The 25,601-nt window shown below is 32.2% G+C and carries 29 protein-coding genes and 2 pseudogenes; 24 read left to right on the plus strand and 7 right to left on the minus strand.

Annotated elements, in window-relative coordinates; genetic code table 11:
* Positions 1-3 precede the first annotated feature (3 nt).
* Positions 4-399, plus strand: coding sequence for an arsenate reductase (thioredoxin) (gene arsC / locus NST87_RS00615; RefSeq protein WP_002509695.1), 396 nt, complete (start codon positions 4-6; stop codon positions 397-399).
* Positions 400-705: 306 nt separating this feature from the next.
* On the opposite strand, the pseudogene NST87_RS00620 reads toward arsC, so the two are convergent.
* Positions 706-1,203: pseudogene (locus NST87_RS00620) on the minus strand (recombinase family protein); the annotation flags it as partial.
* A 125-nt stretch (positions 1,204-1,328) separates the two neighbouring features.
* On the opposite strand from NST87_RS00620, the gene cadC reads away from it, so the two are divergent.
* The 17 genes and pseudogenes from cadC (at position 1,329) to yidC (ending at position 14,753) form a co-directional block, all read left to right on the plus strand.
* Positions 1,329-1,697 carry a Cd(II)/Pb(II)/Zn(II)-sensing metalloregulatory transcriptional repressor CadC gene (gene cadC, locus NST87_RS00625; RefSeq protein ID WP_002510811.1) on the plus strand — a complete coding sequence of 123 codons (369 nt, stop codon included), beginning with the start codon at positions 1,329-1,331 and terminating at the stop codon, positions 1,695-1,697.
* A complete protein-coding gene (locus NST87_RS00630) occupies positions 1,690-4,107 on the plus strand; it encodes a cadmium-translocating P-type ATPase CadA (RefSeq protein WP_019467776.1) in 2,418 nt (805 codons plus the stop codon). Before cadC ends, NST87_RS00630 begins: the two co-directional genes overlap by 8 nt.
* A 103-nt stretch (positions 4,108-4,210) precedes the next feature.
* Positions 4,211-4,825 (plus strand): CadD family cadmium resistance transporter, encoded by a 615-nt coding sequence (locus tag NST87_RS00635; protein WP_048787448.1) that lies wholly within the window; start codon positions 4,211-4,213, stop codon positions 4,823-4,825.
* A gap of 731 nt (positions 4,826-5,556) precedes the next feature.
* Positions 5,557-5,760, plus strand: a complete 204-nt coding sequence (locus NST87_RS00640) for a hypothetical protein (RefSeq protein WP_228070300.1) — start codon at positions 5,557-5,559, stop codon at positions 5,758-5,760.
* Between the two features lie 38 nt (positions 5,761-5,798).
* The gene (locus NST87_RS00645; protein ID WP_234446432.1) at positions 5,799-6,056 is read left to right on the plus strand and encodes a redoxin family protein; all 258 of its coding nucleotides are present in this window, start codon (positions 5,799-5,801) and stop codon (positions 6,054-6,056) included.
* A pseudogene (locus tag NST87_RS00650) lies at positions 6,013-6,294 on the plus strand (transposase); the annotation flags it as partial. The gene NST87_RS00645 and the pseudogene NST87_RS00650, both read left to right, overlap by 44 nt.
* 1 nt (position 6,295) lies before the next feature.
* Positions 6,296-6,661, plus strand: a complete 366-nt coding sequence (locus NST87_RS00655; RefSeq protein ID WP_046836472.1) for a DUF6262 family protein — start codon at positions 6,296-6,298, stop codon at positions 6,659-6,661.
* Positions 6,662-6,851: 190 nt separating this feature from the next.
* A complete protein-coding gene (merR1, locus tag NST87_RS00660; RefSeq protein WP_046836471.1) occupies positions 6,852-7,250 on the plus strand; it encodes a mercury resistance transcriptional regulator MerR1 in 399 nt (132 codons plus the stop codon).
* A 3-nt stretch (positions 7,251-7,253) separates the two neighbouring features.
* Positions 7,254-7,397 (plus strand): hypothetical protein, encoded by a 144-nt coding sequence (locus NST87_RS00665; protein WP_228070302.1) that lies wholly within the window; start codon positions 7,254-7,256, stop codon positions 7,395-7,397.
* 16 nt (positions 7,398-7,413) lie between these two features.
* Positions 7,414-9,054: a mercury(II) reductase gene (gene merA, locus NST87_RS00670; protein ID WP_340721170.1), complete on the plus strand. Its 1,641-nt coding sequence runs from the start codon at positions 7,414-7,416 to the stop codon at positions 9,052-9,054.
* Between the two features lie 378 nt (positions 9,055-9,432).
* Positions 9,433-10,107: an IS6-like element IS257 family transposase gene (locus NST87_RS00675; RefSeq protein WP_001105987.1), complete on the plus strand. Its 675-nt coding sequence runs from the start codon at positions 9,433-9,435 to the stop codon at positions 10,105-10,107.
* Positions 10,108-10,350: 243 nt separating this feature from the next.
* A complete protein-coding gene (locus NST87_RS00680) occupies positions 10,351-10,920 on the plus strand; it encodes an LOG family protein (RefSeq protein ID WP_145380130.1) in 570 nt (189 codons plus the stop codon).
* 83 nt (positions 10,921-11,003) lie between these two features.
* On the plus strand, positions 11,004-11,399 hold the full coding sequence (locus NST87_RS00685) for a hypothetical protein (RefSeq protein ID WP_057534299.1): 396 nt from the start codon (positions 11,004-11,006) through the stop codon (positions 11,397-11,399).
* Positions 11,400-11,479: 80 nt separating this feature from the next.
* Positions 11,480-12,127, plus strand: coding sequence for an HD domain-containing protein (locus tag NST87_RS00690; RefSeq protein ID WP_049432273.1), 648 nt, complete (start codon positions 11,480-11,482; stop codon positions 12,125-12,127).
* Positions 12,128-12,334: 207 nt separating this feature from the next.
* On the plus strand, positions 12,335-12,640 hold the full coding sequence (locus NST87_RS00695; protein WP_186296714.1) for a hypothetical protein: 306 nt from the start codon (positions 12,335-12,337) through the stop codon (positions 12,638-12,640).
* Between the two features lie 178 nt (positions 12,641-12,818).
* On the plus strand, positions 12,819-13,919 hold the full coding sequence (locus NST87_RS00700; protein ID WP_340721172.1) for a helix-turn-helix domain-containing protein: 1,101 nt from the start codon (positions 12,819-12,821) through the stop codon (positions 13,917-13,919).
* Positions 13,920-14,753, plus strand: a complete 834-nt coding sequence (gene yidC / locus NST87_RS00705; RefSeq protein WP_340721173.1) for a membrane protein insertase YidC — start codon at positions 13,920-13,922, stop codon at positions 14,751-14,753.
* Positions 14,754-14,893: 140 nt separating this feature from the next.
* Here the strand turns inward: yidC and NST87_RS00710 are convergent, their stop codons facing one another.
* Both NST87_RS00710 and NST87_RS00715 read right to left on the minus strand, forming a co-directional pair.
* Positions 14,894-15,502 (minus strand): recombinase family protein, encoded by a 609-nt coding sequence (locus tag NST87_RS00710; protein WP_340721175.1) that lies wholly within the window; start codon positions 15,500-15,502, stop codon positions 14,894-14,896.
* Positions 15,503-15,632: 130 nt separating this feature from the next.
* Positions 15,633-16,211 (minus strand): recombinase family protein, encoded by a 579-nt coding sequence (locus NST87_RS00715; RefSeq protein ID WP_000690630.1) that lies wholly within the window; start codon positions 16,209-16,211, stop codon positions 15,633-15,635.
* Positions 16,212-16,602: 391 nt separating this feature from the next.
* Between NST87_RS00715 and abc-f the strand changes: the two genes are divergently transcribed.
* From abc-f to NST87_RS00735, 4 genes are all read left to right on the plus strand, one after another.
* On the plus strand, positions 16,603-18,219 hold the full coding sequence (gene abc-f, locus NST87_RS00720; protein WP_340721177.1) for a ribosomal protection-like ABC-F family protein: 1,617 nt from the start codon (positions 16,603-16,605) through the stop codon (positions 18,217-18,219).
* A gap of 233 nt (positions 18,220-18,452) precedes the next feature.
* Positions 18,453-18,974 carry a TetR/AcrR family transcriptional regulator gene (locus tag NST87_RS00725; protein WP_340721178.1) on the plus strand — a complete coding sequence of 174 codons (522 nt, stop codon included), beginning with the start codon at positions 18,453-18,455 and terminating at the stop codon, positions 18,972-18,974.
* Entirely contained in the window at positions 18,967-20,085 is a 1,119-nt protein-coding gene (locus NST87_RS00730) for an MFS transporter (protein ID WP_340721180.1), read from the plus strand. The genes NST87_RS00725 and NST87_RS00730 overlap by 8 nt, the downstream gene beginning before the upstream one ends.
* A gap of 163 nt (positions 20,086-20,248) precedes the next feature.
* Positions 20,249-20,494 carry a hypothetical protein gene (locus NST87_RS00735; protein WP_340721182.1) on the plus strand — a complete coding sequence of 82 codons (246 nt, stop codon included), beginning with the start codon at positions 20,249-20,251 and terminating at the stop codon, positions 20,492-20,494.
* A gap of 74 nt (positions 20,495-20,568) precedes the next feature.
* Here NST87_RS00735 and NST87_RS00740 read toward each other — a convergent pair whose 3' ends face one another.
* The gene (locus tag NST87_RS00740; RefSeq protein ID WP_340721184.1) at positions 20,569-21,024 is read right to left on the minus strand and encodes a hypothetical protein; all 456 of its coding nucleotides are present in this window, start codon (positions 21,022-21,024) and stop codon (positions 20,569-20,571) included.
* 85 nt (positions 21,025-21,109) lie between these two features.
* Between NST87_RS00740 and NST87_RS00745 the strand changes: the two genes are divergently transcribed.
* Complete coding sequence (locus tag NST87_RS00745) at positions 21,110-21,784, plus strand: IS6-like element IS257 family transposase (protein ID WP_001105987.1); 675 nt, start codon at positions 21,110-21,112, stop codon at positions 21,782-21,784.
* A 154-nt stretch (positions 21,785-21,938) separates the two neighbouring features.
* Here NST87_RS00745 and NST87_RS00750 read toward each other — a convergent pair whose 3' ends face one another.
* Both NST87_RS00750 and NST87_RS00755 read right to left on the minus strand, forming a co-directional pair.
* Complete coding sequence (locus tag NST87_RS00750; RefSeq protein WP_340721185.1) at positions 21,939-22,580, minus strand: NAD(P)-dependent oxidoreductase; 642 nt, start codon at positions 22,578-22,580, stop codon at positions 21,939-21,941.
* 218 nt (positions 22,581-22,798) lie between these two features.
* Positions 22,799-24,124, minus strand: a complete 1,326-nt coding sequence (locus tag NST87_RS00755) for an aminotransferase-like domain-containing protein (protein WP_340721186.1) — start codon at positions 24,122-24,124, stop codon at positions 22,799-22,801.
* A gap of 144 nt (positions 24,125-24,268) precedes the next feature.
* On the opposite strand from NST87_RS00755, the gene NST87_RS00760 reads away from it, so the two are divergent.
* Positions 24,269-25,177 (plus strand): DMT family transporter, encoded by a 909-nt coding sequence (locus NST87_RS00760; RefSeq protein ID WP_340721188.1) that lies wholly within the window; start codon positions 24,269-24,271, stop codon positions 25,175-25,177.
* Between the two features lie 209 nt (positions 25,178-25,386).
* On the opposite strand, the gene NST87_RS00765 is transcribed toward NST87_RS00760, so the two are convergent.
* Complete coding sequence (locus NST87_RS00765; RefSeq protein ID WP_340721189.1) at positions 25,387-25,581, minus strand: hypothetical protein; 195 nt, start codon at positions 25,579-25,581, stop codon at positions 25,387-25,389.
* Between the last annotated feature and the right edge of the window lie 20 nt (positions 25,582-25,601).

A 25,601-nucleotide genomic window follows, 5' to 3' on the forward strand; every position in this document is an offset into this window, starting at 1 on the left:
TAAATGGATAAGAAAACAATTTACTTTATATGTACTGGTAATTCTTGTCGTAGTCAAATGGCTGAGGGCTGGGGAAGAGAAATACTCGGCGAAGAATGGAATGTTTACTCAGCAGGTATCGAAACGCATGGCGTAAATCCTAAGGCGATAGAAGCTATGAAAGAAGTGGATATTGACATATCAAACCATACTTCTGATTTAATTGATAATAAAATTTTAAGACAATCAGACCTAGTTGTTACACTTTGTAGTGATGCTGATGAGAATTGTCCAGTCATCCCGCCTAATGTAAAAAAAGAACATTGGGGCTTTGATGACCCAGCAGGTAAATCTTGGTCAGAATTTCAACGTGTAAGAGATGAAATAGGTCAAAAGATCAAGCAATTTTATGATAATTAAGTTAATATAAAATTCAAAAACAGAGGATAAGCATTGTTATATGTGCTTATCCTCTGTTTTATATAATGATATTTGCTGCTTACCTTTTTCTGTTAGTTCTGCATATATTGTTGTGCCACATATAGGAAAACACCCATTGTAGAATAACTCTATATTTTTTGCTAAATCTTGCCTCGCTATGCTTTCAAGTGCTAATAAAAAATTTTTTCGCTTACATCTAAAGTTTTAAAATCTACACTTTATTCTTCTCTAATCGATAACAGTACATTATACACTAAATCTTGTTTTAACAACGTTCATCACCTCTTATTTATCTAGATGACGATACAAGGTTGCTCTACTTATATTTGTCTGTTCTTTTATCTCATCTAAAGTGTATTTTTTGCTCATATACATCTCAATAGCATCTCTAAGGTTATTATCATCGCGTTTGGGTCTACCTAAAGTTTTTCCTTTTTTTGCGTAATTTTCTAATCCTGCTCGTGTTCTAAATTTAACGATGTCACTTTGAAAGTCTGTAATATTATGTAATATTTCTAGAAATTCCCCTTTGATATCTTTATAAATATATCGATTTAAATTGATTACATATAAAGATATTTCCTCTTGTGAAAGATAATCTAATATATCTACTAAATGCTTCGTAGAATCTGCAAGTATACATAAATCCGTAATATATAACTTATCACCCGTCACTAGTTTCTTGCTTAAAAGAACATCTAATTCATTTCTATTTTTATTATTAGCATGAATTTCTTCAACAATTTCATTTGTATGGGTTTCGATTTTCTTTTTTTGTTCGTTTTTGAGACTAGAATTTTATGCCCTACTTACTTCTTTTATTTTCATTCAAATATTTGCTTGCATGATGAGTCGAAAATGCTTATAATATATTCAAATAAATATTTGAATGAAGATGGGATGATAATATGAAAAAGAAAGATACTTGTGAAATTTTTTGTTATGACGAAGAAAAGGTTAATCGAATACAAGGGGATTTACAAACAGTTGATATTTCTGGTGTTAGCCAAATGTTAAAGGCTATTGCCGATGAAAATAGAGCAAAAATTACTTACGCTCTGTGTCAGGATGAAGAGTTGTGTGTTTGTGATATAGCAAATATCTTAGGTATTACGATAGCAAATGCATCTCATCATTTACGTACGCTTTATAAGCAAGGGGTGGTCAACTTTAGAAAAGAAGGAAAACTAGCTTTCTATTCTTTAGATGATGAACATATCAGGCAGATAATGATGATCGCCCTAGCACATAAGAAAGAAGTGAAGGTCAATGTCTGAACAAAAGGTTAAACTAATGGAAGAAGAAATGAACGTCTATCGGGTCCAAGGATTTTCATGTGCAAATTGTGCAGGAAAGTTTGAGAAAAATGTTAAAAAGATTCCAGGCGTTCAGGACGCAAAAGTAAATTTTGGAGCTTCAAAAATTGATGTCTTCGGCAGTGCAACTGTTGAAGAACTAGAAAAGGCTGGTGCTTTTGAAAATCTTAAAGTGGCACCAGAGAAACCTAAAAGACGGGTAGAACCTGTGGTAATTAAAGATAAAAACGTTTACCGTGTGGAAGGATTTTCCTGCGCAAATTGTGCGGGGAAGTTTGAAAAAAATGTAAAACAAATAGCTGGAGTTGAGGATGCAAAAGTAAACTTTGGCGCTTCTAAAATTGATGTATATGGAAATGCATCGGTTGAAGAACTTGAAAAAGCAGGTGCTTTTGAGAATCTAAAAGTATCTCCTGAAAAACTAGCGAATCAAACGATACAAAGGGTTAAAGATGACACTAAGGCTCATAAAGAAGAGAAAACACCATTTTATAAAAAACATAGTACATTGCTGTTTGCCACACTACTAATTGCTTTTGGTTACCTTTCTCACTTTGTAAATGGAGAAGATAACCTCGTAACTTCCATGTTATTTGTAGGTTCTATTGTAATTGGCGGATATTCATTATTTAAAGTCGGTTTTCAAAATTTGATACGCTTTGATTTCGACATGAAAACCCTGATGACCGTTGCCGTTATTGGAGCTGCCATTATTGGTGAATGGGCAGAGGCATCTATTGTTGTTATTCTCTTTGCAATCAGTGAAGCACTTGAACGCTTCTCTATGGACAGAGCAAGACAATCCATACGTTCATTGATGGATATCGCCCCAAAAGAAGCACTAGTTAGACGAAATGGTCAGGAAATAATAATCCATGTGGACGATATCGCTGTGGGTGATATCATGATTGTCAAACCAGGGGAGAAAATTGCCATGGATGGAATCATTGTGAATGGCTTGTCGGCTGTCAATCAGGCAGCTATAACAGGAGAATCTGTTCCCGTCTCCAAAGCGGTAGATGACGAAGTATTTGCAGGTACGCTTAACGAAGAGGGACTAATTGAAGTAAAAATCACCAAATACGTAGAAGATACAACCATTGCCAAGATTATTCATCTTGTTGAAGAAGCACAAGGGGAGCGTGCTCCAGCCCAAGCATTCGTTGATAAATTTGCGAAATACTACACTCCGATCATTATGGTTATTGCAGCCTTGGTTGCAGTCGTTCCACCCCTATTCTTTGGTGGCAGTTGGGATACATGGGTTTATCAAGGATTAGCAGTTCTTGTAGTTGGATGTCCTTGTGCATTAGTTATTTCTACTCCAATCTCGATTGTCTCGGCAATTGGAAATGCAGCGAAAAAAGGTGTGTTGGTTAAAGGTGGTGTCTATCTCGAGAAATTAGGAGCCATTAAGACAGTCGCATTTGATAAAACAGGAACACTGACAAAAGGTGTACCAGTGGTAACAGATTTTGAAGTATTAAATGACCAAGTGGAAGAAAAAGAGCTATTCTCTACCATTACAGCTTTAGAATATCGTTCACAACATCCACTTGCTTCAGCAATAATGAAAAAGGCAGAGCAAGATAATATCCCTTATTCTAATGTACAAGTGGAAGAATTCACTTCGATTACTGGGCGAGGTATAAAAGGGATTGTAAACGGAACTACTTACTATATTGGAAGCCCAAAACTTTTCAAGGAATTAAATGTTTCCGATTTTAGCCTTGGGTTTGAAAACAATGTGAAAATCCTACAAAACCAAGGAAAAACAGCCATGATTATTGGAACGGAAAAAACAATTCTCGGCGTAATTGCCGTTGCAGATGAGGTTCGTGAAACAAGTAAAAATGTGATTCAAAAACTTCATCAGTTAGGTATCAAGCAAACAATTATGCTGACAGGTGATAATCAAGGTACTGCAAATGCAATCGGTACACATGTAGGCGTTTCTGATATTCAGTCTGAATTGATGCCACAGGATAAATTAGATTATATTAAAAAAATGCAATCGGAGTATGATAATGTAGCTATGATTGGCGATGGCGTTAATGATGCTCCAGCACTTGCTGCATCTACTGTTGGAATTGCAATGGGCGGTGCTGGAACGGATACTGCAATTGAAACAGCTGATATTGCATTAATGGGAGATGATTTAAGTAAGCTTCCATTTGCAGTAAGACTCAGTCGAAAAACTTTAAATATCATTAAAGCTAACATCACTTTTGCTATCGGAATTAAAATAATTGCCTTACTATTAGTTATCCCGGGATGGTTAACCCTTTGGATAGCGATTCTTTCCGATATGGGAGCTACTATTTTGGTAGCATTAAATAGTTTACGACTGATGAGAGTGAAGGATAAATAGGTAGAAAACAGAATAGTAAGGTCACGCTGTGCGCAATTCAAGGGGGCTTTTCAATTTGAAGAAAAGTCCTACCCCTAAAATATAAAATATTGGAGATGGAAAAATGATCGCAACGATACTTACAGCAGCTGCGGTATATGTAGCAACAGGAATTGATTATCTCGTTATATTAATTCTTTTGTTTTCGCAAGTAAAAAAAGGTCAGGTGAAACATATTTGGATAGGACAATATATAGGGACTGCAATTGTTATAGGAGCAAGTCTTTTAGTTGCACAGGGGGTTGTAAATTTAATTCCTCAGCAATGGGTTATCGGACTACTTGGACTTTTACCACTTTACTTAGGTGTGAAAATGTGGATTAAAGGAGAAGAGGATGAAGATGAAAGTAGTATTTTATCTTTATTCTCCTCTGGAAAATTTAATCAGTTATTTTTGACGATGACTTTCATCGTATTAGCTTCCAGTGCGGATGACCTTTCGATTTATATACCGTACTTCACGACCTTAAATATGTCTGAAATCTTTATTGCTGTTATTGTCTTTTTGATTATGGTTGCTGTTTTATGTTATGTCAGCTATCGCTTAGCTTCCTTAGATTTTGTATCAGAAAAAATTGAGAAATATGAACGTTGGATTGTACCTATTGTATTCATTGGGTTAGGGATTTATATATTGTTTGAAAATGGTACATTTAACGCTTTATTCTCATTTCTTTAACAATCGGAACGCTTTCTCTAATAAGAATCAGCGCTCGTTTGACATATAAGACCGCCTTTTGGGAGTCACGATAGAAGTCCAATTTCTTAATTTTAGAACTGAGAAATTGGACTTCTATATACCTCCTGACTCTAACCTTATTAACTTGTAATGCAAAATAACGATTAAAATAGGTGCAAAATAACTCCTAAAGTGACAAGCTAAGCATATCAATACATATATAATGTCTATTTAGGGTCTGCTCAAAACATACATTATTAAAAATATATTTATAGATTTTTTTGCATACCACATTAACTGAGAATTTGATTATTATAATCAAATTCTCAGTTAATGTGGTATTGTGTATTGCTATACATCCTAGCATAGGTGAAAGATTACTAATAACATTGAATGACATAAGACTGATGCGAGTTAAAGACTAATATTGTTTTATTTGAAGAGTAAAGAGAACTTCTTATAACTGCTAATTTTATTAGTCTAATTCTCGAGTTCCAATAAAATCTCTTAATGATATGAAATGTCACATTAAATACTTAAGAAACTGCACAGTTTCTTTGAAAATTTAGCTTAAGCTAAATAATTAGGAGTGAATTTTTCTTAACAGTTAAAGTTTGTACTTAGATTGGTGTGAGAATGAACTTTTATTTTTAACAAAAATTATCTTTCAAAGCCAACCAAAAATGCATGATTTGTTCGATGAAAGGAATCGTTACAGGAGGTATAATATTATGAAAAAAACAACAAGAAGTATTCTTAGAGTAAGTATTATACTAAGTATCATTATTTTATTAGGGGTCACTTTGTGGTTCAATTTAACTTCTGATAAAAAAACTGTACAAGTAGGGGATGAAGCAATAGATTTTCAACTAGAGACGTTGAAAGGTGGTCCAATACAATTATCAGATGTCAATTTAGAAAAAGTGTTATTTTGAATTTCTGGGGGACTTGGTGTAAACCGTGTCGTGAAGAAATGCCTGATATGAACCGAATTTATAATGAGGGACATGATGATTATGAGATCATTGCAATAAATGTTTCGGAGGATGGGCAGCAGATTAATCAGTTCTTATCCAGCTTAGATGAAAAACTTGATTTTCCAATCGCATTGGATCGAAACAGAGATGTGACTAAAGCTTATCAAGTCGGACCACTGCCGACGACAATAGCAATCAATAAAAACGGTATTGTCGTGGATAAGAAAGAATATCAATGCACAAGCACTTCCTAATGGCTATTGTCGTTTACCAGTAATTGCCGGACCTTGTCCCCACGCAAATGCTTGTTTAGATTGTACGAACTTCTGTACAAGTAAACAATTTCTAAATGAACATGAAGAGCACTTAGACCGAACTAAAGAAATACTAAATAGGGCTAAACAGAACCAATGGCAGCGTCAGGTTGAAACTAACGAACGTGTGAAAAATAGATTAGAGCAGATTATTCATTCGTTAAAGGGGACGAATTAAGATGACTAGAAAGAGTAACACAACTGCCATAATTCAACTATCAAAAGAAAAGTCGGAGAAAACAAGAATTAGGGTTGAAAAGACAATTTCAGAGATGGCATTGAAAAAAGAGAAGATTAATTTTAACTCCGTTGCACAAAAGGCAAATGTTTCAAAGTCATGGCTTTACAAACAAAAAGATATTAGAAATAGAGTAGAGACATTAAGAGGGATGCAAATAAGTGAGTTAGTCCCCCGTAAACAAAGTAAAAGCCCCCGTTCAGAGGATGTGTTAATAAAGACCTTAAAAAACCGTATAAAGGCACTAGAAGAAGAAAACAAACAATTAAAGGATCAAGTTCAAATATTACATGGCAAGCTATTTTAGCAGCATTGTGCATCCTAAGATGTATCTCTAATTTTAATACAGAAGTGCATTGATAATCTGAACTTCTGTTTTTCTCGTTGGGATAACGGGACACTTTGGTATAAGAAAGCAAATCGATAATATAGTAAATAATACTTCCCTTGACCCTGTACTATGGTACAGGGTTTATACTTTATATGAGGTGAGATAAATGCAATTTCGTATTGGAGAACTGGCTGAGAAGTGCAGCGTTAATAAAGAGACTATTCGATATTATGAACGTATAGGCTTAATTTCAGAACCTGATCGTACGGAATCAGGATACCGCATGTATTCACAACAAATTATCGATCGATTGAATTTCATAAAAAGGATGCAGGAACTAGGCTTTACATTAAATGAAATTGACAAATTATTAGGAGTCGTCGATCGCAATGAATCGAAGTGCCGTGATATGTATGATTTCACTGTTCTTAAGTTAGAGGACATCCAGCGTAAAATTGAAGGTCTCAAAAGAATTGAACAAATGCTGGTGGATCTTAAAGAAAGATGTCCCGAAAACAAAGATATTTACGAATGCCCCATTATTGAAACACTGATGAAGAAATAAGAGGTGAAACAGGTAGAAGGCGTTGGCAAAACAGCCATTAAAGTCAGTGGAAGCACGGGCGAAGTAACGGTTTCCTTTGATGATAGGAAAACGGATTTACAGTTAATTAAGACGGCAATTTCGGATTTCGGTCTTGGAGTCGAGTAAAAGGAGGAATATTAATATGAAAAAGTATCGAGTAAACGTTCAAGGGATGACTTGCACGGGTTGTGAAGAGCATGTTGCTGTTGCTCTTAAAAACATGGGTGCAAAAGAGATTGAAGTGGATTTTCGTCGCGAAGAAGCTGTATTTGAGCTTCCGAATGACGTGGAGGTGGAAAGAGCGAAAAAGGCGATTTCTGAAGCCAAATACCAGACAGGAGAAACAGAAGAAGTACAACAGCAAGAAACGGTGCAACTTGGAGATGAAGGCGATTATGACTACATTATCATTGGTTCTGGTGGAGCATCCTTTTCATCTGCCATTGAAGCCGCGAAATACGGAGCGAACGTGGCAATCATCGAACGTGGCACAGTGGGTGGAACATGCGTGAACATCGGATGTGTTCCTTCAAAGACGCTGTTAAGAGCTGGAGAAATCAATCACATAGCAAAAAACAATCCGTTTTTAGGATTGCACACGTCAGCAGGCAATGTCGATTTGGCTCCATTGATTAAGCAGAAAAACGATTTGGTGACGGATCTTCGAAACTCGAAATATGTTGATTTAATTGATGACTACGGCTTTGAATTAATAAAAGGTGAAGCGAAATTCGTGGATGAAAAAACCGTCGAAGTGAATGGCAAGCAGTTATCAGCCAAACGATTTTTAATCGCGACAGGTGCTTCACCTGCTGTACCAAAGATTCCTGGATTAGAAGAGGTAGATTATTTAACAAGTACAACATTACTTGAATTAAAACAGGTTCCAAAGCGTCTTACAGTCATCGGTTCAGGATATATCGGTATGGAATTGGGACAACTATTCCATCATTTGGGTTCAGAAGTAACGTTGATGCAAAGAAGTCCACGACTGTTAAAGGAATACGATCCTGAAGTGTCAGAAGCGATCACGCAAGCATTAACAGAACAAGGGATTAATTTAGTAACAGGAGCATCCTTTGAACGAATCGAACAGGACGGAGACGTTAAAAAGGTTCATGTTGAAGTCAATGGCAAGAAGCGAATCATTGAAGCAGATCAATTACTAGTTGCCACTGGAAGAACACCAAATACGACGACTTTGAATTTAGAGGTAGCAGGTGTTGAAGTAGGCTCCCGTGGTGAAATTATAATCGATGAGTATTCAAAAACAACGAATTCAAGCATCTATGCGGCAGGAGATGTGACGCTTGGCCCTCAATTTGTATATGTGGCAGCTTATCAAGGTGGAATTGCAGCAGGAAATGCCATCGGAGGACTGAATAAAAAGCTGAATTTAGAAGTGGTTCCAGGGGTTACGTTTACAGCTCCAGCGATTGCAACCGTTGGTTTAACGGAGCAACAAGCAAAAGAAAAAGGCTATGAAGTGAAAACATCCGTCTTGCCTTTAGATGCCGTTCCGAGAGCCTTGGTTAATCGAGAAACAACAGGTGTTTTTAAATTAGTGGCAGACGCAAAAACAATGAAGATATTAGGAGCACATGTGGTAGCAGAAAATGCAGGAGAAGTAATTTATGCGGCGACACTGGCTGTCAAATTCGGTTTAACCGTGGAGGATCTCCGAGAAACCGTGGCTCCATATTTGACAATGGCAGAGGGATTAAAATTAGCTGCCCTTACGTTTGATAAAGATGTATCAAAATTATCTTGTTGTGCAGGTTGATCACCTTTCCAGTAAACCTTGATATACTCCTCAGTTAATGAAAATTTTTATAAAAGACGATTCTTCTCTTAGCGTAGAGACAATCGTCTTTTTTTCTTCTGAAAAATGTTTTAACGTGGGTTTTATGTCAAAATGATGGCGCTACCCCTTTTACGTATTTTCAAGTCATCAGATATGATATGTTAGAAACATTGAAGACATGTAGTTAAAGCAAAGGTAAGTATTGTGCTGTAATTTCTGTACTTTACTATTGATAATGTGCATCTCCTTCACTGGAGGAGCCATTCATATTTTCTTCCATAGAACCTTCATTGTCCTCATTGGTTCTGTTGCAAAGTTGAATTTATAGTATAATTTTAACAAAAAGGAGTCTTCTGTATGAACTATTTCAGATATAAACAATTTAACAAGGATGTTATCACTGTAGCCGTTGGCTACTATCTAAGATATGCATTGAGTTATCGTGATATATCTGAAATATTAAGGGAACGTGGTGTAAACGTTCATCATTCAACGGTCTACCGTTGGGTTCAAGAATATGCCCCAATTTTGTATCAAATTTGGAAGAAAAAGCATAAAAAAGCTTATTACAAATGGCGTATTGATGAGACGTACATCAAAATAAAAGGAAAATGGAGCTATTTATATCGTGCCATTGATGCAGAGGGACATACATTAGATATTTGGTTGCGTAAGCAACGAGATAATCATTCAGCATATGCGTTTATCAAACGTCTCATTAAACAATTTGGTAAACCTCAAAAGGTAATTACAGATCAGGCACCTTCAACGAAGGTAGCAATGGCTAAAGTAATTAAAGCTTTTAAACTTAAACCTGACTGTCATTGTACATCGAAATATCTGAATAACCTCATTGAGCAAGATCACCGTCATATTAAAGTAAGAAAGACAAGGTATCAAAGTATCAATACAGCAAAGAATACTTTAAAAGGTATTGAATGTATTTACGCTCTATATAAAAAGAACCGCAGGTCTCTTCAGATCTACGGATTTTCGCCATGCCACGAAATTAGCATCATGCTAGCAAGTTAAGCGAACACTGACATGATAAATTAGTGGTTAGCTATATTTTTTTACTTTGCAACAGAACCATTAATCATATATACATAATCAGTTCAAGGAAGACTTCTATTTCATTTAATTGTGTGAAATAGAAAAATAATATTAATAAATAAATCAAATGAATATATGAACAAGGTAAATATATTAATAGATATTATGTTACTTTTAGTGATAATATAATCATATAAATAGGATTATAGGAGGATATATTAAATGAATAATATTTGTTTTTTTTGTGGATCTAATAGTGGTTTAGATGAAAATTTTACAAAACAAACAAGAAACCTAATCAAATATGTAAAAGATAATAATTATAATATTGTTTATGGAGGTGGGAAGATTGGTCTAATGGGGGTAATTGCCGAAGAAGGTATAAAACACGATATTAAAGTGACAGGAATAATGCCTAAATTTCTAATCGATAAAGAAATAGGAAATAATGAGATAAGTAGACTCATTGAAGTTGCAGATATGAGTGAGAGAATACAAGTGATGCTAAAAATGTCGGAAGGATTTATTGTGCTACCCGGTGGTTTTGGAACTTTTGAAGAGTTTTTTGAAATTTTATCTTGGAGTCAAATGGGATTACATAAAAAGCCGATAGGGTTATTAAATATTAACGGCTTTTTTGATCCGTTAGAAAATCTTTTAGATGGATGTATACAATCAGGCTTTGCGCCTAAGGAGAATAAAAATTTGTTTATAATAGAAAAAGATCCAGAATCACTAATAAAAAAAATGAAAGATTTTCGTCATACAATGCCAAATAAATATGTTAATTAGAAGGAGGATAAAATGTATATATTGATTTTGATATAGTTTATGGTTCAGCATATAAAGGTATTCCTATAGATTTATCAACTGTTATGGCTTTAAAGACAAAATATGGTATTAATAAAGGTTATGCTTTTAATAGAAAAGAAAAAAAACATGGTGATAAAGGTGTATATGTAGGATCAGATTTAACCAATAGAAAAGTGTTATCAGTTGATGATGTATTAACTTTTGGTAAAACGACTGTTGAAACAAAAAAATTTATCGATAAAAATGAAGGACAACTTGTTGCTAGCTTAGTGGCTTTAAATAGAGGAGAACAATATTTTAATAATAGTAACTATTCTGCCGAAGTAGGATTAAAAAATCAATATAATATTGACATATTATCTATAGCAAATATTAATGATGTACTGGAGACTTTAAATAATAATAAAATGGTTGAAGAATTTAAAAAATTAGATTCGTATATAAAAGAGTATGTTTAGAAATAATAACATCTCTTTTTAAATAATTTATTTTAATATATGTTTTATATCAATAATTTGCTGAAAGAGGTTACTATTTTATGGATCTATTAAATATTTATAATTTTATGAACAAAAAATTAATGATGGATAAAACGGGTCATGGTATTTCTCACATAAAACGTGTTGAAAATATAGCTAAAAAGATAGCTTCTGAAGAAAAAATACAAAATAAAGAATGGGAAATTATACAGGCGTGTGTATACTTGCATGATATTATTGATGATAAAGTTACTAAAAATATGGATTTAGCAAAAAAAGAAGTAATAGATATATTAAAAGAATCTAATACAAAAGAAAAAGAAATAGAAATGATTATGTATATAATAAATAATATGTCTTATTCTAAAAACTTAAAGAAAAAAATAACATTAAATAAAATAGGTCAGATTGTTCAAGATGCAGACAGAATAGACGCTTTAGGAGCTGTAGGAATATCTAGAGCCTTCTATTATGGGGGTTCTAAAGGGCACTCAATGTATAATGATAATAAAGCAAGACCAATTAATGAATTAAACGAAGATAATTATAGAAATAATAGTAGTGTTATCAACCATTTTTATGAAAAATTATTAGTTTTACATACTACTATGAATACAGAAGAAGGGAAAAAAATAGCATATCAAAGAACAGAAACTATGAAAGAATTTTTAGAAAAATTCAAAAATGAAGTGGAAGGTAATTTATAATGATAAAACCTAACTATTTATTAAAAGAAAATTTTTTCTCCTTATCATTCTAAAAGTAAACAAAAGATAATAATTGTTGAGCACTGTGTAACTAATACTGTAGATTTCATAAAATTTTTAAGTAATTATTATGACGGTTATTTTATACCTAAACCTAATAGCCTTGATAAAGATATTATGAATATATTGGAGGATTATGTCACATTCTTGTTTATAAATAAAGAACAACTGAAAAATAAAAAAGAATTGATTAATCTTATAGATGAGTATGTTGGAAAATCTAAATTTTATATTATAGATATAGGAGGATATTTCTCTTGGAATTATAAAGTTATAAACGAATATTACTCTAATCAAATATTAAGTATAATAGAGGATACGGAAAATGGTTTACAAAAATATGAAAAAGAAATTAAAAATTTAAAAGAAAATAACTTAGTTCAAAGAGTACCTATATGTACTGTAGCTAGAAGTATTTTAAAAATAGAAGAAGATTTTTTAGTAGAAAAATGAGATAATATAATAAAAATCTTCGTTATTGAAACAAAATTTTAAACCATCTCTTTTTAAAAGAGATGGTTTTTAGCATACCATTGTTTCTCATATGGAAATTTTGTTTCTATAAGTTGTTATATAAGAAATATACCTTATCTAAATTTTCTAGTAACATTAAAGATAAGAGGTGTTATTAATGATTCAAATATCTAAGACAATCAAACAAGAACGTTTAAGGCGTGGAATGACTCAAGAAGCATTAGCTGAATATCTTAATACAACAAAAACAACTATTTCTAAGTGGGAAAATACAACACTTTATCCTGATATTACAATGCTTCCTAAATTAGCAAAAGTTTTTAATATTTCAGTAGATGATTTGCTTAATTATAATATTACTATGACAGATGAAGAAATTAAGAAAATATCTATATCACTATCTAAGATGGTTAACCATACAAGTTATGATGAATACTTATCAACTGTGAGAAATTATTATATTGGTCATTGTAATGAGTTTAAATTTCTTAATTCATTGTTAGGGATTTTATCAAATAATATTTTATATTGTGAGAATGAAACACAAGTAAAAGACACAACAATATTAGCACATGAGATAGTGAAAACTACTGAGGATAATTCAGAATCTATTTACTTAAAAAGACATGCACAAGGGTACCAAACGTTAATGTATATGTTTGAAGGTGATTACTCATCAGTTATAGAAAACACGCCAGATTTTGACTTGAAAATTGGTGAAAATGCAACATTAACATTAGCTTATTTACAAAAAGAGAACATTTCAAAAGCTAAAAATGTGATCCAAACAGATATGTATCAATCTTTAATGATTTATATGCATGATTTTGCTTTAATGATTACCTTCGGCTTATATTCTGTGTCGATAGAATCATTAGAGTCAAAGCTTTACTATTTAAATAAAGCTTTTAACGTAGATTATTTATATCCATATCTAAGTATAAATTGTTATTATCAGTTTGCTTTATATTATGCTAAAAAGTCTGATATTAAGGCTATCGATTACTTGGAAAAGTACTGCCGATGCTTTAATTATTTAGTTACTGATTTTGTGTATCAAAAAGATGAATTTTTTGATGCTATTGAGGAATGGCTAGATACGTTACCGTTAGGGAAAAGACTACCAGCAAATTACGAAAACACCTTGAACACTATATGCTCAAGAGTCTTAGAAAATGAATATTTTATTACTTTAGATAATTTTGAATCTATAAAAAATAATCTACTTAGAATTTATAATAAAAAGGATGAAGGATAATTGAAACATAGAAAAAATATACTAGCATTGGTATTAATAACTCTTATCATACTTTCCGGTTGTGATTATTCAAAACCAGAAAATAAAAATGGCTTTTTCTATGATACTTTTGCAGTACCAATGGATCACCTTTTACACTGGTTAGGCTCTACATTTGATGATAATTACGGCTTAGCAATCATTGCAATCGTGTTAATCGTTAGAATTATCATGTTACCGTTCATGTTAGCTCAATCTAAAAATGGACACTTCATGCGTAAGAAGATGGAGATCATAAAACCTGAAATGGCTAAAATACAAGAAAAAATTAAAAATGCAAATACTCAAGAAGAAAAAATAGCTGCGAACCAAGAAATGATGAATAAATATAAGGAATATAATATGAATCCTATGAAGACCATGTTAGGATGTTTGCCATTACTTGTACAAATGCCCATTTTATTTGGTCTATATGTTTCATTAAAATGGCCTTCGAGTGGTGGTTTAACTGAACATGCTGATTTTCTTTGGTTTGACTTAACACAACCTGATATTTGGATGACTATAGTCGCTGGTATTTTGTACATTATACAACCCTTAATAAATATGGGGAACATGCCTATAGAACAACGTTCTATGGGTTATATAATGGCTATTATCTCCCCTATTTTCATCATATATATTTCAATCACCTCAGCTTCTGCTTTAGGACTGTATTGGACGATTAATGCTGCATTCTTAATTATCCAAATGTTCTTTTCAAATAGATATTATTCGAGATTAGCTACAAAAGAAGCTAATCAATTGAAAAGAAAATTTAAAAAAAATAATAAACATGTTGCTAAATATACTTAGTCTTAAAATAATTATTACATAGAAAAAGAGCCCATATTCGGCTCTTTTTTCTTGTGTTTTTATTAAAATCTCAATTCAATAATATATTATGAGATTTGAGACGCTGTGAAAGGCCCTCATTCGCATTGACAACTCATTTATCAAGATAATCCCTTATCATGTTTAATTCTATAAACTGTCTGTCTTGTAATATTAACCTCTTTCGCAATCTTGCTAATTGCTTTCCCTTCTTCTAACATTTCGATAACTCGATGATAGATAACACGTTTCTGTGGGTCTTTAGCACTTGGTGAATAAAGTAAGGGGCGCCCTTTATATACGCCTTTTTCCTTCGCAACTTGAATTCCTTGCGCTTGTCGACGTTTACTTTCATTTCTCTCTTGTTCTGAAACCATTGCTAAAATTTGAATGATTAAATCTTTCATAAACTTATCCAGTAATGGATTACCAATAACTTCATTCATCATAGGTAAACTTGTAATCATTAACTGAACGTCTTTTTCTTTTAAGTAATTCACAGTTTCAATAATTTCATCATAATTACGTCCTAAACGATCAATAGATTCCACAACGAACCGATCTCCCATTCTTACAAAATTAAGGGCTTCTTGAAATACAGGTCTATTTTCCACTGATTTGCCTGATTGCTTCTCTGTAAAGATTTTCTCTACGCCAAACGTTTTTAAATTGTCCAATTGTCTTTCTAAATTCTGATCTGTCGAAGATACTCTCGCATAACCTATAATCATTTATTTTCACTCCACAATAAATATACACCCTAATCATACGTTTTAATTGCGCTAATTTCAACAACTTATTTTGTATGATTAGAGTGTATCCTGTCTGATTTTTTAGCTTTCTTAAAACTTAGTAATATTTTTATTTATCTTTATTTTCTTGGTTATTTAACTTATTGAGATAACGATAGATTGTTGTACGTGAAACTTTCCATTGCTCTGCAATAGTTTTAATTGGGGTTCCATTATCATAAAGTGTTTTTAGTAAAGTCAAATCTTGTTTATTTAATTTTTCGGGTCGACCTCCATAGCGTCCTCTAGCACGAGCTGCAATTCTCCCCGCTGAAGAACGTTCTAAAATTAAATTACGTTCAAATTCTGCAAATGCTGCGAATAAATGAAATAACAATTGTCCTGTAGAACTTGATTTATCCATTGTTATATTTTCTTCTAAACTATGAAAACTCACGCCTCGATTATTAAGTTCATTAACTAATGTGATTAAATCTGCCATGTTACGTCCTAGTCTATCTAGTCTCCAAACAACAATCGTATCTCCTGACCTCGCAAATTCAATGGCTCTATCTAAACCAGGACGTTTACTTTTTGCTCCACTTATGTGATCGCTAAATATTTTTTCACAACCATATTGATTTAATCGATCTTCCTGCAAATTCAAATTTTGCAAACCAGTTGAAACTCTTGCATAACCTATTTTCAAAATACGAACCTCCTATATGTATTTTCATTGTATCATAACTTAATTCCAACCGTATTTATGAACATAGATTTTATGTTGGGTTATTGAACACTAAAATATGTATACTAGCTATATATCTAGATATAAAAAGAGAGTGTACAGAAAATGGTTATTTTCTGTACACTCTTTAAGTTACCAATTTTTTATTGTAATATATATATAAATTATATTTGAGGAGGTGTCTAAATGTTTCTTATAGCATATTGTTGCAGATATTTACAAATCATACGCAACAAATTTTCGATTTTAATTCCAAAATTGGTGAAGTCTGTCTTTTTTGAAATTAATAATCGAATCTATAAGGAACTGACACTATATACTTCTTCCTTATAGATGATATGGAGGAAGAAAAATGAATATACTCAATGCTTCGAATATTTCTAAAAGTTATGTAGAAGAAACTCTATTCGATAATATCAAGGTGACCCTTAATTCTGGTGATACTGTAGGATTAGTAGGACGTAACGGTGAAGGAAAAACTACTTTATTAAGATTACTAGCAGGGTTAGAAAAACCTTCCGAAGGCATTATTAGTTGGAAGAAAAATGTGAGAATAGGTTATTTAAACCAAATACCTGATTATGAAAAAAGTACAAGTGTTTATCAATGTTTGAAATCTGTATTTCAAGAGTTAAATACTATATCAAAACAGCTTGAAGCTATAGAAAATAAAATGACCGAAGATATAGAAGATATAAGTACACTAATGTCTCGCTATGGCGAATTACAGACATATTATGAAGAAAATGGTGGTTATGAGATAGACGCTAAAATACGTAAAGTGACCCATGGTTTAAATATCGCTCATTTACTTGAAACAGAGTGGGGAGACTTATCAGGGGGAGAACGTACAAAAGTAGGCCTTGCTCAAATGTTAATTAAGCCTACAGACTTGCTACTTTTAGATGAACCAACAAATCACCTTGATGTTAAATCTATAGAATGGTTGGCTAACTATATAGAAAGTTATGAAGGCGCTGCTGTAATTGTTTCACACGATCGTTACTTTTTAGATGAAACAGTCAATCAAATTATGGAAATAGATCAAAAAGCGCTTCATACTTATAATGGAAATTATTCATATTTTGTTGAAGAAAGAGAAAAAAGACTATTAGCTGAATTCGAAACCTATAAAACACAACAAAAGAAAATTAAAAAAATGAAAGAGTCTATAAAGCAATTAAGAACATGGGCAAGCCAAGCTAAACCACCGAATGCTGCAATGTATCGTCGAGCTAAAAGTATGGAAAAAGCTTTGAATCGCATTAAACGATTAGAAAAACCAACTTTAAATTCAAAAAAAATGAATATGGAACTAGAAGAAGGTAAGCGCGTTTCTAATAGAGTTATTGAAATGGAAAATGTTGCTAAAGGATATGACTATTCATTATTTGAAAATGTAAATATGTTAATTAGAAGAGGCGAACATGTCGCTATTATAGGAGATAATGGTACTGGTAAAACAACATTGTTAAAAATGATTTTAGGAATTACTTCAGTAGATGAAGGTTCAATTAAAACTGCAAACAATTTAAAAATTGGCTATCTTTCACAACATGAATTTGAAAGTGATAACAATGATACTTTGTTGAATACAATTCGTGAAAAAGTCAATGTATCAGAAGGTCAAGCTAGACATATTTTAGCTAATTTTATGTTTTATGGTAAAGACGTGTTTAAAAAGGTTAATGATCTAAGTGGAGGGGAAAAAATAAGATTAAGATGGGCACAAATTGTAAACACTGATTATAATTTACTTGTTTTAGATGAACCTACAAACCATTTAGATATAGATGCCAAGGAAACCATAGAAGATGCTTTATTAGATTATGAAGGGTCTATAATTGCAGTTTCGCATGATAGGTATTTTCTTAACAAGCTATTTAATACAACGTACTTGTTAAAAGATAAAACATTAGAGAAGTTTGAAGGTAACTATGATTATATTAAAGAAAAAGAATTTTTATAAGTAATTGAGACTTTAAGATTTAAAAGGATAGCTCTTAGCTATCCTTTTCTCATTTATTAGGTAAAGTAATTCTCATATATCAAGTAAAGTTACAACGGACTTAATGCAACAATTAAATGTTGTATTTTGAGTTTCCCTTAAAGAAAACATTTATATTTGATACTTTACTTCTATATAAATATACAGTAAAATTCGAAAAAGAGAACGTTCACTATCTTTTTTTGGAGGAGCATATGAAAACAATAAAGAAAAAAGATCAGTTGATTTTGTCAGCGACTGAATTATTCAATAAGCAAGGTTATAATGCGACTGGCATCGATCAAATAGTAGAACATGCTAATGTTGCTACTATGACGCTATATAGAAATTTTAAGTCTAAAGAAAAATTAATTGAATCTGTGTTATTACGAAGAGAGATTTTATATTTTAGCTATCTATTTGATAACGAAGATTTATCAATAGAAAATATTGTTGTAAGACATTTGAATTGGTTAGAGAATTATCATTCAAATGGTTGTCTTTTTTTAAAAGCAAATGAGGAATATCAAAATAAAAATGTAGAAATTACTAAAATTGTAAAACAACATAAGATTAATTTATTTAATAAATTAAATGACATTTTAAAAAATGAGGAAATGTCTTTTAAAATTATGATGGTTTTGGAAGGTAGTACTTCAATGGCTGAATATATTGGAATAGATATAGTCAGAAAAACGACCTTAAAACTAATGAAAGATGTGATTAAAGATGTATAAAAAGATCACAGTAATTGGTTTACTCATGATAGCTTTGACATATGGAATTGCTAGATTTGGATTCGGGTTATTAATACCACCAATTAGTAAAGACTTAAATATAAGTAGTACTACTATAGGTTTCATTAGTTCTTCTTCATATTTGGCTTATTGTATCGCTATTGTTATATCTTCAATCTACGCTAGTAGGATTGATTCTAAAAAATTCCTTACGCTTTCTGGATTAGCAGCAGTCATTGGTATGCTACTGATTGTTATATCAAATAATCCAATTATATTAGCTATTGGTGTTTTTATAGCGGGTACAAGTACAGGATTTGCGTCTCCAGCATTAGGAAATATTGTCAATTTAAATTTAAAGTCTGATGTGAAAAGTAAATCAAACACATGGATTAATGCAGGTACAGGGTTTGGTATTCTAATTTCGGGACCTTTATCATTCTTAATGGGAAATGATTGGAGAAGTATTTATGTAATTTTTATTATTATAGGCATTGGAATACTTATTGCAAATCTTATTTTGATACCAAAATCACAACCAACTACAAAGAACACAAAACATTATGAATTATCATCCATTTTTAAACTAGGTTGGAAAATCATTATAAGTTCCTTTATTTTGGGATTAGCTTCATCAATATATTGGACATTTTCAAAATCGTATGTAGATCAATTTAATACACATAATATATCAATAATATTTTGGATGATAGTTGGTATTTCAGGCATTATAGGTGGATTTTCAAGTAGCATAGAAGAAAAACTTGGAATTAAAAAAACATATTTAATAATTGTTATCATGACTTCATTATCAATGTTACTCATCACCATACAACCATCTAATATTATTTTAACAGATATATCAGCGATTCTATTTGGAAGTAGCTATGTATTATTGACTGGTATTTATATCTTGTGGGGTATTAAAATATTTTCTAAAGATCATTCTATAGGAATTGGTATACCGTTTTTAGTACTTGCTATAGGACAATTAGTGGGTTCAAGTATATCTGGTTTTTCTATAGATTTAATAGGGTATAAGTTTTCATTCCTTCTTTTTAGTATTTTTAGTCTAAGTTCTTTATTTTTCAAGCCTTACAATAGTAAATGAGAAAATAATATTCAATAGTAATTTCAAATTTAACAAATAAGATGACAGTTATATTAGTTGAAACATACTTATATAGAAATAAATCAAACCAAAAATAAAAAGCCGATGTATCGGCTTTTTTTAGTGTTCATGTGAATATTAAAAAATAATGGAGTGATAACACATGAACACATTCGTTTTCGGCGTGATTTTAAAGAGATTAGAAGAAAAAGGACTTAATGTACACGAAGTATTCAATATGAGCGATAAACAGGCTAAAAAAGACTTATTTGATGATTTATACAATTATGTCCGCTATACAAAGAAATGCGGTGCAGAATTAACGATGGTGGCATTAGATGCTGATGAATTGATGCACTACTTTGTATGCTGTTATATGGAGCGTTATGCTTACAGATTGAACGCTTAACCGTTACGACATTTTGCAAATGTCGTGGAACTCAAAAAAGAGGTGACTGCAAATAGTCACCTCTTTTTTTACGTTTAATCTTCAAACTCTAAAGGTTGTGCATGTATTCTTATATAATAATCCTCAAGATCATACAGAACTTTCATAGCATTTAAATAATCATAGCCTTTAACACCACGTTTTTGTACAGACTTCCATTGCTGTAAACAATCAATACCATACACAACTTTAATTAAATCCACATAATCCTTACGACCAAAGTTAAAATGGAAAAAGAAATTATCATTATCGTAACGACCTTCAAAACATAATAGATAAGTTAAAAACTGACGTATGCGATACTGGTCATATTTACGCTTATAATCAGCAAGTTCGGGTTTTGTTAGTTGATGTTCACGTAATACTTTAAAGGCGGGTAAACCGTATTCTAAAGCGTATTGATAACCTTGATAATCTTCATCAGTTTTAATGTTGTGACTAAGCGTGATAAATCCTTTATGAATATCAGCATTATATTCGTATTCTTCCATATCAACAAAAGGTCTTGATGGAAAATAACGGTTCTGTTGCAAAGTTGAATTTATAGTATAATTTTAACAAAAAGGAGTCTTCTGTATGAACTATTTCAGATATAAACAATTTAACAAGGATGTTATCACTGTAGCCGTTGGCTACTATCTAAGATATGCATTGAGTTATCGTGATATATCTGAAATATTAAGGGAACGTGGTGTAAACGTTCATCATTCAACGGTCTACCGTTGGGTTCAAGAATATGCCCCAATTTTGTATCAAATTTGGAAGAAAAAGCATAAAAAAGCTTATTACAAATGGCGTATTGATGAGACGTACATCAAAATAAAAGGAAAATGGAGCTATTTATATCGTGCCATTGATGCAGAGGGACATACATTAGATATTTGGTTGCGTAAGCAACGAGATAATCATTCAGCATATGCGTTTATCAAACGTCTCATTAAACAATTTGGTAAACCTCAAAAGGTAATTACAGATCAGGCACCTTCAACGAAGGTAGCAATGGCTAAAGTAATTAAAGCTTTTAAACTTAAACCTGACTGTCATTGTACATCGAAATATCTGAATAACCTCATTGAGCAAGATCACCGTCATATTAAAGTAAGAAAGACAAGGTATCAAAGTATCAATACAGCAAAGAATACTTTAAAAGGTATTGAATGTATTTACGCTCTATATAAAAAGAACCGCAGGTCTCTTCAGATCTACGGATTTTCGCCATGCCACGAAATTAGCATCATGCTAGCAAGTTAAGCGAACACTGACATGATAAATTAGTGGTTAGCTATATTTTTTTACTTTGCAACAGAACCATTGAAGCTATGCCTCTAATATTCAGTTTCAATTTAGTGCATAGCTTCAATACAATCGTTTATATTACTAGAACTTTCATGATAAATCTGAAAAACTAATCATTATCTGATTCAGAAACAATCGTGAATCGCTCGTTTATATGCTTTGGATTCTCAATTTCATCTAATACAGCAATCGCACAGTCTGCATAGCTTAAATAACTTTCCCCTTTAGAATTCTCAAGCAAATGGTCTTTTCCTGTTTGATAACTTCCTGTTTTAGGACCTTCAGGATCAAATGTAGCTGAGGGACTAAGATATGTCCAAGTTATTTCTGATTGTTGCAATTCTTCCAGATTCCGTCCTTGACCTTTGGCAGTCGATTTCACATTTATCGGCAATTCAGATGTATCAACAAGCTTCATTGATTTATCTTTATCTACATAAAGACTTCCTGCTCCTCCAATGACAATGACTCTTACCGTTGTGCCAGTTAAAGCCTTAATTAACGCATGACCTGCTGTAACATGCGGTTCTTCTTCACCAATCGTTGTACCAAAAGCATTCACAACCACATCAAATGGCTGTAAATCTTCAGAAGAAAGATCATAGATATCCTTCTCCAAAATGTCTACCTTTTGATTTGTTAATTTGGAAGCATTTCTTACAATAGCTGTAACATGATGTCCTCGTTCAATTGCTTCTTCTAAAATAAACTTACCAGATTTACCAGTTGCTCCAATAATTCCAATGTTCATTAGTCATTCCTCCTTCATAAGATTAACCATGCAAAGGATTGTGTCATTCACAAATTGTATGTCTGCTTCTTCATTGATAAAAGACAACAACATTTACTTGTGCCATAGTATAAAGTTCAAGCTGCATTCATCCATCCTGTTACATGTGCTAAACTCATTATGCATAGAAATGAAAGTATTGTGTATAACAAAAAAACGACTTTGTATCGATACAAATATCAAAGTGATTTACTAATTTCTATTGCTTCCTGAATGAATTGAACCCCTTCATCAATTTTATCTTCTGGGATATTTGTTGTGTTTAACTTGAGGAATTTGTGATTTTTTTTATACCCTGTTAGATAGTTCCTTTTATAATCGTCAATTAAAACATGGCGTTTCTCTAATTCTTGATGAAGCTTATTCATATTTATTTGATTTGGAAGCTTGATGACGGTATGCATTTGATGATTATCATTAAATTGGTAATCAGAAAAATATTTTTTTAGTACGTCACTTAGTGTACTTGCTTTCTGTTGGTGCCTAAACACAATTTTATCTTTATGGTGTGCATATAGACCGCTTTCCACAAACGTTTGCATAATTATTTGGCTTAAAGAATTGGTATGAATATCAATAATTTCTTTAAAGTTTTGGAATATCTCAATCATATTTTCAGGTAAAACAGTGATACCTAAACGCTGACCAGGAAACATAATTTTAGAGAAGCTCTTTAAATAAATCACTCGCTGATTTGTATCCATTTCATAAAGTGTTTTATAGCTGTTACTTCCTTCAAAATCCCCTAGATAATCGTCTTCGATCATGTAAAAATCGTACTTAGCTGCAAATTCTAAAATCACCTTTTTTTCCTGTTCACTCATTGTTGTCCCGAGTGGATTATGAAGTCGTGGCATAAAGTAAATATAGCTAGGACGATTCTTTTGTATCGCTTCTTCCAGCTCTTTTAAATTGATTTTATCCAAATCTCGATGATAGGTGACATACCCCAAATGCATTCGTTCTATTAGATTGATTATCTGATGGTAGGTTGGCTGTTCTATCAGAATAGATTCTTTCCTAGTCGTCATCATTAAAGCAAGAATATGCAAAGCCTGTTGCGAACCGCTTGTTATCATGATTTGTTCTTTCTTCGCGAATATTTGATCTTCTGCTAATAATTTCTGAAATAAGCTTCTTAGTTCCTCATTACCAGTAGTTGACCCATAAGTGAATAATTCTGTTTTTTGATTTTGAATAGCGGTTTCCAAGCATTGCGAATAATTATCCCAAGGAAAGTCCGTCCAAGAAGTAGAAGCAGTGGAAAAATCATATATACCTTTAAAAGAAGTTGGATTTGATTTTTTAGTAATAATAAAATAACCTACGTTTGGCTTCACGTAAATTTGATTCATGTCCACTAAATGTTGTAGTGCGTGTGTAATCGTAACTTGACTTACTCCAAAAGTGTCCATCAACATCCTCATAGATGGGAGTTGTTCTTGATATTCTCCTTGCTCAATATATTGCAGAATCTTATTTGCTACAAATTGATGTTTTCGCATATTATTCCTCCCTAAATTATAGATTACCATGATTCTATTCCTTGTAAGCTCCATTTTGCTTTATTTGTATCGATACAATAGCGAAAATAAATACAGTATATATATCCTTTTCCCTTTATTCTAATAAAAGGAGGGAGAGAGATAATGAAAAAAAATAAAGCATTACTGGCAGCAGTTGCTTTTTCTGTTATTATTGGACTGTCTTTTATGTTTGTTAAAATATCTTTAACCTATGAGGGACAGTTACTTATATTAGCCCAACGCTTTACATTTGCCTTTTTAGGAGTTCTTTTATTTTTAGCAATAAGACCAATCAATTTACGATTAAATAAGAAAGAACTTAAGATAGTGTTGATTATTTCCTTGTTCTATCCAATTATATTCTTTAGCAGTCAGATACTTGGACTTGATCAAACAACGGTTACAGAGGCAGGAATCATCCAAGCAATTGCACCAGCTATAACAGTTCTATTGGCAAGTTTATTTCTGAAAGAACAGGTAAAAAGAATACAAGGAATTGGAATATTTTTGAGCATTGCAGGAGTTGTTTTCTTACAGGTGATGAATAGCTCTGGAAATTACGAATTTCATCTAATCGGTAACCTACTCATTGTATTATCTATTCTAGCAACGGCTATTTGGCAAGTGATGTCCAGAAGTGCAACAAAAACAATTGCTCCCATTCAGATTACGATTTATATTATTTCTATCGGTTTTCTTTTTTTCAATATGATGTACTTTATAAACAGCGGGTCAGCAAGTGAGTATCTTTATTCCATGACAGAGATTCCTTATCTATTATCAATTATATTTTTAGGTGTTTTATCAACAGCTGGAACATCTTTATTATCTATCTACGCTGTATCTCAATTACCAGTGATTCAAGTAAGTGTGTTTAATAATGTCGCCACTTTGATTACCATTCTTTCTGGTGTGTTGATTTTAAGCGAGCCGTTTCATTATTATCATATTATCGGTGCAGTCGTGATTATTTGTGGAGTAATTCTGGTAAATGTGAAAAAAGTATCACGACATTCTAGTTCAGCCACATAAAGGGATATACGGCAATTCCAAATCATAATTTATCGGAATTGGTTATCCTTATATCACATAAAAATTTAATAGATATTTGATTCATAAAACCTAACTGTACATTTTCAGTTAGGTTTTATTGTACAAACAAACTTGCAATTTGTTGTTATTTTTTAAATCACGAATGTAGAAAAGAATACTCATTGTCAGTTTGTAGTTCTCGACCATCTTCATTTATCCCGAAGAACACGTAAAGCACTGCTCCAAGAAATTACTTGATCAAGCATTGCGTTTACAGAACCTTCCTGAAAGGCAGCTGGTTTAAATGTACCATCCTGTTCAAAATCCGTGAAGATCGAAACTCTAACTTGAGCACGTACATCAGCAACCATTAATTCCCCCATGATTTGCCGCAGATTTTCCACAGCACTGGTGCCTCCCGCCA

It is taken from the genome of Staphylococcus sp. FSL W8-0271 (genome assembly GCF_038006605.1).
Classification (GTDB): domain Bacteria; phylum Bacillota; class Bacilli; order Staphylococcales; family Staphylococcaceae; genus Staphylococcus; species Staphylococcus cohnii.

Excerpts from the sequence above, each read along its gene's own strand:
- merA (WP_340721170.1), top strand. The coding sequence starts at position 7,414 with ATGAAAAAGTATCGAGTAAACGTTCAAGGGATGACTTGCACGGGTTGT.
- NST87_RS00725 (WP_340721178.1), top strand. The coding sequence starts at position 18,453 with ATGAAAACAATAAAGAAAAAAGATCAGTTGATTTTGTCAGCGACTGAA.
- NST87_RS00675 (WP_001105987.1), top strand. The coding sequence starts at position 9,433 with ATGAACTATTTCAGATATAAACAATTTAACAAGGATGTTATCACTGTA.
- arsC (WP_002509695.1), top strand. The coding sequence starts at position 4 with ATGGATAAGAAAACAATTTACTTTATATGTACTGGTAATTCTTGTCGT.
- NST87_RS00680 (WP_145380130.1), top strand. The coding sequence starts at position 10,351 with ATGAATAATATTTGTTTTTTTTGTGGATCTAATAGTGGTTTAGATGAA.
- NST87_RS00630 (WP_019467776.1), top strand. The coding sequence starts at position 1,690 with ATGTCTGAACAAAAGGTTAAACTAATGGAAGAAGAAATGAACGTCTAT.
- NST87_RS00760 (WP_340721188.1), top strand. The coding sequence starts at position 24,269 with ATGAAAAAAAATAAAGCATTACTGGCAGCAGTTGCTTTTTCTGTTATT.
- NST87_RS00690 (WP_049432273.1), top strand. The coding sequence starts at position 11,480 with ATGGATCTATTAAATATTTATAATTTTATGAACAAAAAATTAATGATG.
- NST87_RS00655 (WP_046836472.1), top strand. The coding sequence starts at position 6,296 with ATGACTAGAAAGAGTAACACAACTGCCATAATTCAACTATCAAAAGAA.
- NST87_RS00635 (WP_048787448.1), top strand. The coding sequence starts at position 4,211 with ATGATCGCAACGATACTTACAGCAGCTGCGGTATATGTAGCAACAGGA.
- NST87_RS00685 (WP_057534299.1), top strand. The coding sequence starts at position 11,004 with ATGGCTTTAAAGACAAAATATGGTATTAATAAAGGTTATGCTTTTAAT.
- NST87_RS00645 (WP_234446432.1), top strand. The coding sequence starts at position 5,799 with ATGCCTGATATGAACCGAATTTATAATGAGGGACATGATGATTATGAG.
- NST87_RS00750 (WP_340721185.1), bottom strand. The coding sequence starts at position 22,580 with ATGAACATTGGAATTATTGGAGCAACTGGTAAATCTGGTAAGTTTATT.
- merR1 (WP_046836471.1), top strand. The coding sequence starts at position 6,852 with ATGCAATTTCGTATTGGAGAACTGGCTGAGAAGTGCAGCGTTAATAAA.
- cadC (WP_002510811.1), top strand. The coding sequence starts at position 1,329 with ATGAAAAAGAAAGATACTTGTGAAATTTTTTGTTATGACGAAGAAAAG.
- NST87_RS00755 (WP_340721186.1), bottom strand. The coding sequence starts at position 24,124 with ATGCGAAAACATCAATTTGTAGCAAATAAGATTCTGCAATATATTGAG.
- NST87_RS00640 (WP_228070300.1), top strand. The coding sequence starts at position 5,557 with ATGAAAAAAACAACAAGAAGTATTCTTAGAGTAAGTATTATACTAAGT.
- NST87_RS00735 (WP_340721182.1), top strand. The coding sequence starts at position 20,249 with ATGAACACATTCGTTTTCGGCGTGATTTTAAAGAGATTAGAAGAAAAA.
- abc-f (WP_340721177.1), top strand. The coding sequence starts at position 16,603 with ATGAATATACTCAATGCTTCGAATATTTCTAAAAGTTATGTAGAAGAA.
- NST87_RS00710 (WP_340721175.1), bottom strand. The coding sequence starts at position 15,502 with ATGATTATAGGTTATGCGAGAGTATCTTCGACAGATCAGAATTTAGAA.
- NST87_RS00730 (WP_340721180.1), top strand. The coding sequence starts at position 18,967 with ATGTATAAAAAGATCACAGTAATTGGTTTACTCATGATAGCTTTGACA.
- NST87_RS00745 (WP_001105987.1), top strand. The coding sequence starts at position 21,110 with ATGAACTATTTCAGATATAAACAATTTAACAAGGATGTTATCACTGTA.
- NST87_RS00740 (WP_340721184.1), bottom strand. The coding sequence starts at position 21,024 with ATGGAAGAATACGAATATAATGCTGATATTCATAAAGGATTTATCACG.
- NST87_RS00700 (WP_340721172.1), top strand. The coding sequence starts at position 12,819 with ATGATTCAAATATCTAAGACAATCAAACAAGAACGTTTAAGGCGTGGA.